Source organism: Kitasatospora sp. NPDC047058 (assembly GCF_040643935.1).
In the GTDB taxonomy this organism is placed as follows: Bacteria; Actinomycetota; Actinomycetes; order Streptomycetales; family Streptomycetaceae; genus Kitasatospora.
The window spans coordinates 1-11,865 of record NZ_JBEYVJ010000231.1 but is presented as its reverse complement, the minus strand read 5'-3'; the positions used below and the strand labels follow the sequence as shown (position 1 = coordinate 11,865).

Annotated in this window: 11 protein-coding genes and 1 pseudogene; 10 read left to right on the top strand and 2 right to left on the bottom strand. The window is 70.4% G+C overall.

Annotated features, from left to right (window positions below; all coding sequences use genetic code 11):
* Positions 1–172: 172 nt before the first annotated feature.
* The 8 genes and pseudogenes from ABZ885_RS27180 to ABZ885_RS27145 all read left to right on the top strand — a co-directional run.
* Positions 173–451 (top strand): annotated as a pseudogene (locus ABZ885_RS27180) (MazG-like family protein); the annotation flags it as partial.
* Between the two features lie 314 nt (positions 452–765).
* The gene (locus ABZ885_RS27175; protein WP_360193831.1) at positions 766–1,587 is read left to right on the top strand and encodes a hypothetical protein; all 822 of its coding nucleotides are present in this window, start codon (positions 766–768) and stop codon (positions 1,585–1,587) included.
* Between the two features lie 200 nt (positions 1,588–1,787).
* On the top strand, positions 1,788–2,102 hold the full coding sequence (locus tag ABZ885_RS27170; protein ID WP_360193829.1) for a hypothetical protein: 315 nt from the start codon (positions 1,788–1,790) through the stop codon (positions 2,100–2,102).
* Between the two features lie 244 nt (positions 2,103–2,346).
* Positions 2,347–7,422 carry a hypothetical protein gene (locus ABZ885_RS27165; protein WP_360193826.1) on the top strand — a complete coding sequence of 1,692 codons (5,076 nt, stop codon included), beginning with the start codon at positions 2,347–2,349 and terminating at the stop codon, positions 7,420–7,422.
* 5 nt (positions 7,423–7,427) lie between these two features.
* Positions 7,428–7,997 (top strand): XRE family transcriptional regulator, encoded by a 570-nt coding sequence (locus ABZ885_RS27160; RefSeq protein ID WP_360193823.1) that lies wholly within the window; start codon positions 7,428–7,430, stop codon positions 7,995–7,997.
* A 670-nt stretch (positions 7,998–8,667) separates the two neighbouring features.
* Positions 8,668–8,874, top strand: a complete 207-nt coding sequence (locus ABZ885_RS27155; RefSeq protein WP_360193820.1) for a hypothetical protein — start codon at positions 8,668–8,670, stop codon at positions 8,872–8,874.
* Between the two features lie 9 nt (positions 8,875–8,883).
* A complete protein-coding gene (locus tag ABZ885_RS27150; RefSeq protein ID WP_360193818.1) occupies positions 8,884–9,684 on the top strand; it encodes a helix-turn-helix transcriptional regulator in 801 nt (266 codons plus the stop codon).
* 501 nt (positions 9,685–10,185) lie between these two features.
* Positions 10,186–10,335: a hypothetical protein gene (locus ABZ885_RS27145; RefSeq protein WP_360193815.1), complete on the top strand. Its 150-nt coding sequence runs from the start codon at positions 10,186–10,188 to the stop codon at positions 10,333–10,335.
* Positions 10,336–10,381: 46 nt separating this feature from the next.
* Here the strand turns inward: ABZ885_RS27145 and ABZ885_RS27140 are convergent, their stop codons facing one another.
* Both ABZ885_RS27140 and ABZ885_RS27135 read right to left on the bottom strand, forming a co-directional pair.
* Positions 10,382–10,522 carry a hypothetical protein gene (locus tag ABZ885_RS27140; RefSeq protein WP_360193812.1) on the bottom strand — a complete coding sequence of 47 codons (141 nt, stop codon included), beginning with the start codon at positions 10,520–10,522 and terminating at the stop codon, positions 10,382–10,384.
* A gap of 40 nt (positions 10,523–10,562) precedes the next feature.
* Positions 10,563–10,715 (bottom strand): hypothetical protein, encoded by a 153-nt coding sequence (locus ABZ885_RS27135; RefSeq protein ID WP_360193809.1) that lies wholly within the window; start codon positions 10,713–10,715, stop codon positions 10,563–10,565.
* Between the two features lie 274 nt (positions 10,716–10,989).
* Here ABZ885_RS27135 and ABZ885_RS27130 point away from each other — a divergent pair, with 274 nt between their 5' ends.
* Entirely contained in the window at positions 10,990–11,352 is a 363-nt protein-coding gene (locus ABZ885_RS27130; RefSeq protein WP_360193807.1) for a hypothetical protein, read from the top strand.
* A complete protein-coding gene (locus ABZ885_RS27125; protein ID WP_360193804.1) occupies positions 11,349–11,792 on the top strand; it encodes a hypothetical protein in 444 nt (147 codons plus the stop codon). Before ABZ885_RS27130 ends, ABZ885_RS27125 begins: the two co-directional genes overlap by 4 nt.
* Positions 11,793–11,865 lie beyond the last annotated feature (73 nt).

Here is an 11,865-nt window from a genome sequence, read left to right as displayed (position 1 = left end):
GCGGCTTACCCACGCCCCGCCCCCCCGAAGGCGGGGGGGGGCGGGCCACCGCCCACAGCGAAACGGACCCCGCGTTGCTCACCAGAATCAAGATCCTGCTCCTCGTCGCAGCCGTCGGCGTCCTCGTCGGCACCCACTACCAGCGCTGAACCCGAAGGAGGAACCACCCGCCATGACCACCACCGACACCGGCACCGGCTTCCCCGGCCCCGACCCGGCCGACGACGTCTGGGAGCAGATCGCCCGCCAGGTCGCCTGGCTCGACCACCACAACGGCCACGGCGACAACGAGACCGCCATGCGCCTGCTCAAGCTCGGCGAAGAGGTCGGCGAGACCATGCAGGCCTACATCGGCGCCACCGGCCAGAACCCCCGCAAGGGCGTCACCCACACCCGAGCCGACGTCGCCGACGAACTGTGCGACGTCGTCATCACCGCCCTCGTCGCCCTCCACCGCTTCACCGACGACCCCGCCCGCCACTTCACCCTCAAGCTCACCCGCGTCGCCGACCGCCTCGGCGTGCGCTCCGGCCGGCCGACCTTCCGCCAGTGGCTCACCGCCAAGGCCGCCGCCCCCTGGCCCGAGATCTCCCTCTACGCCGGCCGCCTCCATAAGGCCGCCGAACGGATCACCGAACCGTGGACCACCGCCGACGAGCTGCGCCCCCTGCTCGACGGCAACTACAACCGCGGCCTGCTCGACCACGCCCGCACCGACTACGAGGCCGAGACCGTTCCCGACCTGACCTTCCGGAAGGACGCCCAGTGAACGACCGCGACGACAACCAGATCCCCTTCATCGGCCGCCAGTTCGCCAAGCAGGACCCCGAGACCAGCCCGCAGCAAGCCGACCCCGAGCCGCCGTCGCCGCTGGAGCCGACCGTCGGCGAGCGGATCGCCGACGGAGCGCGCCGGCTGTGGGAGGCGGTCAGCCCCCTGCTGTCCGCGATGGGCCGCGACCTGCGCGCCTACGCCAACGGCGTCCGGCCCGCGGCGACCTGGATGAAGGCGACCGTGGTCATCCTCATCGGCCTCCTGGTCACCTGGATCGTCTACGGCGCGATCACCGGCATCATCAACGCCGCGTCCCACACCTCCACCCCGCAGGTGCACTTCGACCGCTCTGACCTGCCCCACCACACCGGCCTGATGGCCACCGTCACCCAGGCGCTGCACCTCTACTTCGGTGAACACACGTCCGGACTGCCGGTCAACGACACCACCGCGTACGAGGTGTGGAAGCTCGCCGGGATCGGCTTCTTCCTCTGGTCGTTCCTCTTCCGCGCGTTTGGCGCCCGGCTCGGCTGGGCCCTGTACGGGGCCGCGACGAGCGTGATGGTCTGGCAGGCTACCGCGCCCGCCGGCCGCCCGGTTGCCGCCGGGGTCGCCGCCCTCGGCTGGCTGGTGCTGTCCGTCTTCGCCCTGCGCGGCTTGGCCTTCCTGCGGTTCAGCAGCCACAGCACCCACCACCACACCCACAGCAGCCCGCAGATCCGCGTTGAGCCGACTATCTACGTCACCGCGCAGATGGAACCGCCGGTGATCGAAAAGGTCAGCGTCCGCTCCCCGATGGACTGGAACGACTGAGCCCAGGTCAGGTGCCCGGCCCCGCGCCGGGCACCGCTGAGGAGAGCCGGACGAGGCGGACGGTGCCGGACCTCCCCAGTGGTGCCCAGCAAAAAAGATCGTGTCGTAGTTGAAATCGAGCCTCATGGGCCGTCAAGGGGCGATAGTGTAAGCACTGCTATAGCTATAGCTATCGAAGCGTCAGAAGAGAGGTGGGGAAGGTGACCGAGATGGACGTCGAGTCCCGGACTAAGCCGACCGGCATCACGATGACGGAGGTCGCCAACACCGCCGGTGTCAGCCAGTACATGGTGAGCACCGTCAGTCGGATCGCCGGAATTCCACGCCTTGGCCCTCGCTATGGGATGGCTCCCGAGACTGGAAGGCGGGTGGCGTCGGCAATCAGGGCCGGGCTGCTCAACGAAAAGACAGCTCGTGCGGTTGCGGAGGACCCCGCTGCGGTGCTCGCGGCGCTCCGGGACCTAACCGATCTGCTGGGGGAGATCTCCGAGGCCAAGCAGAGCCGCGCAGCGTAGCTAACTGACTCCAGACAGCCGAAAGCCCCGGTCTCATCCGCCAAGATTCGCCGGGGCCCTCGAACAGTTCAGTGAAAGGGTACCCAGTGACCTGGTCCCCGCACCACGTCATCGTCGTAAATGTCCTGATCATCACCTTCCCGGAGTCCCCCGTTCGTGCTCTGTTCGGGGGTGGGGCCCGGTGACCGCGCTCGCGCCCGCTGGCCGTGACGCCTTCTCTGGCGAGCGGTCTTCCTTCCACCGGATGCTGAACGCCCTGGACATCCTGGGCTGCGCGCCCAGCCCGCGGGGCGACCACATCGACGCCCGCTGCCCCGCCACCGGCCACGCCGACAACTCGCCGTCGTTCAGTGCCGACTGGAAGCCGCCGACGGCCGACAAGGCCGGCCGGATGGTGTTCGAGTGCAAGAGCAGCTGCTCCTTCCACGACATTCGCGCCGGGCTCGGGTTCGAGACCCGGGACTTCTACGACGGTGTCTCGCCCGCCTTCCAGCGCGGCTCGGCCACCTCCCTCCCGCGTCCGGCGTCCCCGGCTTCCGTCCCGGCCTCGCCCGCGCAGCGCAAGCCCGTCCAGCCCCCGGCGGCGAAGCCCGAGCCGGACCACCAGCACGACTACGCCGAGGAAGCCCGCCACGTCTACGCGGACGCCCAGGGCACGGTGCTGGCCACGATCATCCGTCGCCGCTGCACCAATGAGGCCTGTACCGAGAAGACCTTCGCCACCCACTACCCGGGCCGCAAGAAGCCGGCCGGGGCCAAGCGGCTGGTCGACTGGCTGGGCCTGTACAACCTGCCCGCCGTCACCGCGGCCATCGCCTCCAGCGAGACCGTGTACGTGGTCGAGGGCGAGGGCGACGCCGACCGCCTCACCGCGCTCGGCGCCGTGGCCACCTGCAACCCGACCGGCGCGGGCAAGTGGCGCCCCCAGCACACCAAGCATCTGACCGGCGCCCACGTCGTGATCGTCGCCGACTACGACGAGTCCGGCTACAAGCACGCCCTCACCGTCAGCACCGAGCTGGCCCCCGTCGCCGCCTCGGTGCGGGTCGTGCGCGGGCTGGTCCAGATCCGCAAGGCCGACGTCTCCGACCACCTGAACGCCGGACACGGCCTGGAGGCCTTGGTGCCGGTGGCCGCCGCAGACCTGCAGGCCGGCTGGCCGGGAGTCAGGTGCGCCACCGGCGGTGCGCCGACCGGGCCTGCCCCGGCCAAGGCCTCCACGTCGGACACCGACGCCGTTGAGGACGCCGACGACGAGCAGGACGCGGCGCTGCCCGGCCGCCCGGTGCACGGCTCCGACGGCTGGCGCTTCGACCCTGCCGAGGGCGTGAACGGCGCGATCTGGAAGCGCCAGCGCGGCCCGAAGGGCTCCACGGTGTGGCGCAAGTCCCTGTACTGGTGCCCGAAGGTCACTGTGCGCCTAGTTGTCCTCGGTGAGGACGGCAAGGTCAAGGACCGCTACTACGAGGTGACCGTCGGCGAGGACACCATCATCGTCGCGCTCTCCGACCTGCGCGCGGTCGACGGCTGGAACACATTCGCCGACGCCTCCGGCACCGGCACCAAGGCCATGCGCGAAGTCCTCGTCAACATCGTGGAACAGCAGGGCCTCGACCTGCCCCGGACCCTGGTGGTCAAGCGCACCGGCTGGCACGACCTGCCCGGCTACGGCCGCACCTACGTCTTCGCCGACGGCCGCACCCTCCCCGAGGGCCGCCCGGTGCAGGTCGACAAGGACAAGGTCCGCGAGCGCGTCCGCAAGGCCGCGATGCCGCTGGAGAAGACCGCCACTATGGAGGAGTGCCGCAAGGCGGTCCAGGAGATCGCCGCCCACGGCTGGACCGGCACATTCTCGGTGGGCACCGGCGCCCGCTCCATGGGCTTCACGCTGCGCCCGGTCACTGCTGGCCTGGCCTTCTTCGGCGAGCGCAACTCCGGCAAGACCTCCACCGGCGCCGTCCAGCGCGGACTGCTGTTCACCAAGCGCCCGGAGGCGTTCCCGCCCGAGCCCACCCGCGCCTTCCACCACACCAAGACCACCATCGAGCTGGCCGTGGCCTTCGAGGCGGACTCCCCGCTGCTCATCGAGGACCTGGCGCTCACCCTCGACTCCGCCCCGGCGGAGGTGAGGGAGGCCAACGACAAGCTGGAGATGCTCTTCCGCTCGGTCGGCAACGACGAGGAGATGCGCGGCCGTTCCACCCGCAAGCTCGGCCACCAGGAAGCTAGCTACGTGCGCGGCATCCCCGTGGCCACCGCGCAGATGATGCCGCCCACCATGCAGGCCTCTCTGTACCGCCGCGCGGTGTGCATCCAGATGTCGGAGAACGGCGGCCAGCTCGACTGGCGCTGGTACCGCGACGGCGGCGGCAAGCTGCTGGAGGTCCCGCTGCGCACGATCGGCGAGATGGTCATCCAGCACCTGTATGAGCAGGGCGACGAGGCGACCGAGTACCTGGAGGACCTCGACGCCAAGGCCACCACGCTCCTCAAGCCCTACGTCAACAAGGCCCTGCCCGACTACAACGGCCCGATGGAGGGCGTCATCAAGGCGGCCGGCGGCATGCTCGCGGGCATCCTCCTGATCGCCGACGTCCTCGACATGGACGGCGAGGCGCTCGCCCGCACCGTCTGCGGACCGCTCGCCGACTCCTTGGCCCAGCAGGCCGAGAAGATGGACGACCGCCACGCTGCCCAGGACGACCTGCCCACCGCCGTGGCTGCCGTCATCCGCAACAGCCTGCTGCGCAGCAAGGCCCACATCCGGGACGCGGGCGGCAACGTCCGCCCCGCCGTCCCCCACGAGGTCGAGCAGGCCCAGGGCCTCATCTACAAAGGCATCGGCGACAACCAGCAGCCCGTCTGGGAGGGCCGCGGCTCCGCGTTCTACTGGCTCCCCGACCGGGGCCCGGCCCTCGGTATCACGTCCGAGCACCTGCACGACCTGCTCCAGAACAGCACCGACGCCAAGGTGAAAGGCACGACCAGCCGTTCCCTGCCCAACGCCCTGCTGCGCTCGGGCATGACGTACCGCAACGCGACCCAGAAGGGCCGGGAGGCCACCTGGCGGGTCGACATCGCGGGGAAGAAGCCCTGGCTGATCCTCATCAAGCCCGAGTACCTCTGGGACCTCGGCGACGACGGAGACAACCCGCCGCCCGGCGACGGCACCGGCGACCCCGGAACGAACGGCGACGGGTCGGACGACTCCACCCGGCCCCCGGCCGATGGCGACCAGACCGCGCCGCAGGACGGGACGGACACCCCGGACCTGCCAGAGGTGGAGCAGACCCTGTTCGGCAACACCAGCGGCTCCGAGGCGGAGCCGTCCACGAACGGCACCGCTACCGACGCGATCGAGGAGGATGACATGCCCTACCAGGAACAGCTGGCGCCGTGCGTGGTGTGCGGCAAGCCGACTCCGCGCCGGGAGGCCGACGGCACCCCGCGCCACCTGAACCTCCCCGGCGTGTTCTCGTGCAACGCGACGCCGGACGGGGGCGGCTTCCTGGCCGCCGTCCCGGCCGCGCCCGCCGAGGCGAACCCCCTCCCCGCGTCCCCGGTTCCCGTCCAGCAGTCGGCCCCGGCCGCCCGGGAGCGGACCGCTCGGGCCCGCACCACCCCGGCCGACAGCCACGGCGACGCCCCGGTGGCCGAGTACCCGAACGGCCCCCTCGCGGTCCTGGATGCCGCCTCGGACGGGACGCTCACCGCGCACCTGGCCGACGGCCGCACCCTGGTGTGCGCGGCGAAGTCGATCAACACCCTGGCCACCTGGGCGCTCGGGGCCGGGCTCGGCCAGGCGCGGCTGCACAAGTGGGGCACCGACGCCGACCCGATGGTCGTGCTCACGGCCTTGGCGGCGGCAAAGCTGGGCCTGCCGCCGGAGCTGGAGGACCGCCGCCAGCTGCGCCTGCCCGAGGACCACAAGGTCGTCAAAGCACTCACCAAGGCCGGCTGGCAGCTCACCAAGCGAGGCTTCTCCGCCTGGACCCGCCTCTACAAGCCGGTCAAGGACGGCAACCGGCAGTGCGTCCAGCTCGCCGTGATGCCCTGGGACGCCCTCGGCAGCTCCAACGGCTGGGCCATCGACCCCGACGCCACCGCGGCCGACGTCGCCCGCACCCTGGGCACCTACGCCACCCGGGTCATCGCCCCGCGCGGCTCGATGGGCACCAACAGCATCGAACTGCTCCTCCAGCTGCGCCCGGCGACCCGGGCAGTGTGGAGCGAGGACGAGCAGCGCTACGTCTCCGGCCCCGTCCCCGGCTCGTTCACCCGAGCTGTGCAGCCCGCGCCGCCGGAGGCGCCGATGGAGCATCCGCTGGCCCAGGGCCGCGACGAGGAGACGGACGCGATGCGGGAGGAGGCCTGGAACTGGCACCGCTCCGTCGCCGACGACGAGGCTGGCTTCCCGTGCGTCGTCGGCATCGACACCAACACCAGCTTCCTCGCCGCGGCCTCACGGTTGCTCGTCGGCGACGGTGACCCCGTCCACCAGGTGAAGCCCACCTTCGACAAGAAGACCCCGGGGGCCTGGCGCGCCGACCTGTCCGGCGTTGAGTGGGACCCGCGCTTCCCGTGCCCGCTCACCCCTGATGGCAAGCCGCCGACCGGGCCGGGCTGGTACACCACCCAGACCCTCGCCTACGCCGCCGAGCTGGGCCTGGCAGTCGAGCCGAGCGAGGGATGGCTGCGCCGCCCGGCCGTCGCCGCATGGCTCGACCCGTGGCAGGAGCACCTCGCCCGCGCCTACAAGGACACGATGGCCGCCCTGGGCATCGTCCCCGGCATGGCGCCGGAGGAGTTCCTGGCGGCGATGGAGGCCTACAACCAGGGCACCGGCGACCCCGTTGAGCGCGCGCTCGCCCGCTACATCAAGCAGACCGTGAAGTCGGGCATCGGCAAGCTGCGCCAGTCCCCGGCCCGCTACCTGGGCTACACCCCGGGCCGGCCGTGGCCGGAGCTGGAGAAGTTGTGGTGGCGCCCGGACGTGCGCGCGGCCGTCATCTCCACGGCCCGCGTCTCCCAGCACCGCAAGATGCTCAAGACCTACCAGGCCACTGGCCTGGCGCCGCTCGCGGCGTACTCGGACTGCGTCATCTACCCGGCGGCCGAGGCCACCGCGCTCGCGGTGATCCCCCGCACGCCTAACGGCGGCCAGCTCCCCGGCGCGTTCCGCCTCGGTGTCCAGCCCGGCTGGTGCAAGCAGGAGGGCGCACGCCCCCTGACCTGGTACACCGAGCGCCAGACCGAGGGCGTTAACCCGGCCCGCTACGTCGCCCCCCGCGCGAATGAGCGCGACACCGAAGGAGAGTGAGAGCGATGGGCAAGATGCTCGATGCCCTAGGCGAGGCCGTCCGGACCAAGCTCACCCCCAAACAGGCCGAGATCCACAAGACCACCAAGGGCCGCGTCGGCTTCCTCATGAAGCAGGAGGGAACCGTCGCCAAGGTTGCCGCCCGCCTCGGCGTCAGCGCCACTGCGGTGCGCCGCTACCTCAAGGGCGAGCGCAAGAACCCGCCGGCCGCGATCGCGAAGAAGATCGAGTCTGAGGTCCGGAAGGACTGGAAGCCCGGTCTCCAGCGGCAGGCCGCGAAGGCGGCACGCCAGCGCCCGGTCACCGTTAACACCCGCGCCGCGTTCGGCTACTCCTCCTCCGCGACCGGGACCACCACCCCCGACGGGCGGATGCGCAACTTCCGAAAGACGCTCCCGCCGGAGTACGCCGAACGCCTGCTGGAGGCGCAGGAAGCCGGGGACGAGACCCTGGCCAGGGAGGTGCTGGCCGAGTACCTCCAGGACGAGTACTTCCGCGAGGGCCGCGAGGGTGACGCCGCCGTCATCGAGGTGTCCATCACCGACATCGACTTCATCGACGTCAACCTGAACTGATCAGCACGGCGGTCCCGGCGGGCCGGAGCCGGTCCCAAGCCGATGTGACCTTTCGTGGCGCCTCGATCACAGATATCCGGGGAGGCCGTCCATTCGTCGGCTATCGGCACTTATCGCAGACGAAAGGGCCGCCCCATGACAGGGCGGCCCTTCGATTTGTGGGGTGATACACCTAAACTGGGTTTTCTCCGTCGTGCTGGGGCAACAGCATCGTGGAGTAGGTACTGCTCTCTGCTCGATCTCTAAGAGGGACCTGCGATAGAGCTTCGGGGCTCCCGAAGGCTCTGGGTATGACGGTATCCAACGAGCTCTGCCAGGGCAATTCTCGTGCGGGACAATCCTGGAGATGTCCTCTGCGGAGAGGCCTCTGACCTGCGATTATCGTCGTCCGGCGGAGGAATTATCCCAGCTTGGGCGGGAATATCTGGGCAAACTCACCGACCCCCGGGGGATCGGCTCTCGTCACCCTGACCCGGACACCTTACTGTGTCTTCAGGAGGCTTCGGTGCGACCACTGGGCAAAGCGGTCGGACAGCTTTAAGGAGCCCCTGCTCGACGAAATGCGAGGGTGATTGCGATGAATAGGAAACCCAGGGAACATAATACGCAGGGTAAGATTACGTGCACTCGCAAGAGGCGGCGTGATGACGTCCCGTGGTGGGCGGTCGGGGTGACGATCATCATCGTGATCATCGTCGCCTGCGTGGCCGCGGTCGCGCTGACGGTGTTCGCGGTGCCGACGCACATTGCCCTGCTGGTCTTCACGACCGGGGTGGTCGCCGCCACCCTCGTGAAGCCGCCCCGCAGGGCTGCGGGTGCTCTGTTCCGAGTCATCGGACGCATGGTCGCCGCCGCCGCCAACCCTATGACCGCCTAGCCGGCGGCGATGATGGGACGCCGCCCCGCCAGGCCGCCGAGCGATACCCCCTTCCATGACCTCGCGCTGTTCCTGTTCGAACTGCGCGTGCGGCAGAGGGTAACGCTCGCGGACCTCGCCGAGAGCCTGGCCGACCGGCCGGGCTTCTCGGCCTCCGCCCTGTCGAGGTTCACCTCCGGCCGCGTCCTGCCCGAGTGGGATCAGGTCAAGGCCTACGTGACCGCCTGTGGCGGTACGCCAGCAGACAGGTGCAAGGCACGCGCCGAGTGGGACCGCGCGCGGTCCCGCCGACTGACGCGGACTCCCGCACTGGAGGACATCGCACAGCCCCACCACCTGCTCGCCGCGCTCAGGAATCTGGTCGTCCGGTCCGGGCGCACCCAGAGCGATCTGCTTGAGGCGGGGGTGGCCCCCGCCTTCAGCAGGTCAACTCTCAGCCGTGTGCTGCACGATGGCCAGTGGCCCAAGCTTGGTCTGGTCATGGCCATCGTTAGGGCGTGCGGTCAGCCGGACAGCGAGATCATGGCGTGGGAGCAGGCGTGGAAGCGTGCCAATGAAGCCCGCGGTGTCCGCACCGCCGCCCAGGTCGGCCTTGGTCCCGTGGCCGATCGCATCCGACGGTTGGAGGTCCGGACCGCGGTTCTCGCTGATCTTGTCCCAAGTCCAGTGCGAACGCGCATCCTGAGGAGGATGGTTCACCAGCTGGTGTACGACGCGCCCGAGCTCTTCGTGACCAAGCCGTCTGCCCAACCGGAGCTCTGTCTCTACGCGGCGGGGACCGCCCACCCGCGTCGAGACGAGGCCGCATAGGTCGGCGCCCCCGCGGAGCAATACCGGCGGGCTACCCGCTGGATCGCACCGCGCGGTCGCAACGCGGGCACACCTTGTTCCGCAGATCCGGCGGATACCAGCGCGTGCCGGGCCCGGCCCCACGGGGCGACGACCATCCCGGTGGTGTCGATCCCGCACGCGGTCACCGGGCCGGGATCGCCCGGCACGTCAGGGTCGGACGGTGCGGCGTGCACCAGCAACAGCACCGGCTCGTCCGGGTGCTCCAGGACCACGATGATGCTCACCATCCCACCCTCGACGTGATGTCCGCGGCGCGCACCCGGTGACCACCGGCGGGGTGGTGCTGGCACAGGCCGACGTGTCGGTGGTCGTGCTGGTGAGCGGGCCGATGAACGGAAGGGGCTAGGGGGCCCGGCCGGACTGGCTCGACCACACCCTGTGCTGGGTGCGGGAGCGGCGCCCGGCCGCCATCACGGCCTCCCTGTACGACTACGCGTACCACGCCCCGGCGATTCACGGGTGGCTGGCGGACAGCCCGGCATCGGGCTGGTCACCGGGCCCTGCTGGTACCACGACGGAACCACCCAGATCGTGCTGTGGCGTCGCGACGTGCTCGGTGCCGGCGTGACAGCCGCCGACGCCGGGCCGGACGCGCTGCGCTGGCTCTGACCCGGGTCCGTCGGCCGCGGGGTACACGCGCCGACGGCCGCCGATGTCACTCGCCGCCCCGGCCAGCGCGGGTGGTCAGCCTGGCCAGCGGCGAGGGCTGGCCCCTCGCCGTCGCCCGGACCGCCTCCCAGTCGATGCCAGGGTGGGCGAGCAGCACGTCCAGGTTGCCCCGGCGGAACAGCGGCACAGCCGGGTACTCGCGCCAGCACTGCTCAGCCGGAGTGGACCTAGGTGACAGGCTCGACCCAGCCCGAGCGCAGCAGGTGCGCGAAGTCCGCCTCGCGCACCCACATGTAGCCGGCCGCCCGGGTCCGGGTGTACAGCCGCCCGGCCTCCGCCGCCCGCTCCAGCGCGGGCCCGGTCCGCGAGGGTCTGCTCACCACGTGGGCTGGCGGGAGTAGGCATTGGCAGGGCGCCCTCGTTACGAAACCCAGCCGGAAGTACTCGCGCCGGTGTGCTCCCCAAATGCCCAGCTCAGAGAGCTGTTTGACTGCACGTTCGACGTCTGACAGACTGCTTCCCGAACGGGACATCTATGTCTTGATGTGTTTGAGCCTCGTCGATCGACGGGGCTTTTTGCATGCCCGAAAACAACCACACAGTCTCAGGCCTCCGCCGTCCGGCGGGGGCCTCTCGTCGTCTCTGGAGGAAAAATTGGACCCTAACCTCGTCGTCGTCTTCGTCCTCGTGGCCCTGGTGGTCGTGCTCGTCCTGGGCTCCATCGTCGTGCTCGCCGCCCTGATCGCCTACATCGTGCGGGTGTGCGTCGCCCGGACCCGGTCCCAGGACATGCCCACCATGGTGGGTCAGTTCACCGGCCTGATCGGCGCAGTGGAGAAGTTCACGCCCCGCTACCAGGGGGTACGCGAGCTCACCGCCCCGCTGCGCGGACTCCAGCTCGGCCAGCAGAACAGTGCCACCACGTCGGCGCCCGCACCGCAGACCTCCCCGGTCATCCCCAGCCAGGTCGTCGAGCCCGGCACCACCACCGCTGTGCCCGCCGGCGGTGCCCAGTGACACGCCGACGCACCCCCAACGACCCCACCGCCCGGAGCGCGACCACCAACGCGCTGGAGCTCAGCGACATGGCGGCGGAGACCGCCACGGTCATGATCGAGATGATCGGCACCGTGATGATGTCGAATCCCGAGGTCCTCAAGTACACCGGCAAGTCGCGGCAGGAGTTGTACCAGGAGTTCCGCAAAAGGATGGCCAGGGCGCGGCACCCGCAGGGCTGGAATGTCTCGGCGGAGCTCCGGGACCTGGCCGATGGCCTGCCGCCAGAGATGAAGGCCGCCGTCCGCGCGTTGGAGCAGAGCTTGCTCCGCCCCTGCGAGCAGTGCCAGCAGCCCGTTCCACCCCCGAGCAGGTCCGGAGGGCGACCGCGGCGCTTCTGCTCGAACGCCTGCCGGCAAAAGGCCCACCGCCAACGCACCCGGGACCAGCCGACCACCTGACCCTGGTCGGGCCGCCGAAGGCCCGGTCGGCGGGGGGGGGGCGGGCCCCCCCCGGGGGGGGGGGCCCCCCCCA

What these genes read in the sequence shown, in the direction of transcription:
- ABZ885_RS27165 (WP_360193826.1), top strand. Translation starts at nt 2,347, where the DNA reads ATGCTGAACGCCCTGGACATCCTGGGCTGCGCGCCCAGCCCGCGGGGC.
- ABZ885_RS27160 (WP_360193823.1), top strand. Translation starts at nt 7,428, where the DNA reads ATGGGCAAGATGCTCGATGCCCTAGGCGAGGCCGTCCGGACCAAGCTC.
- ABZ885_RS27150 (WP_360193818.1), top strand. Translation starts at nt 8,884, where the DNA reads ATGATGGGACGCCGCCCCGCCAGGCCGCCGAGCGATACCCCCTTCCAT.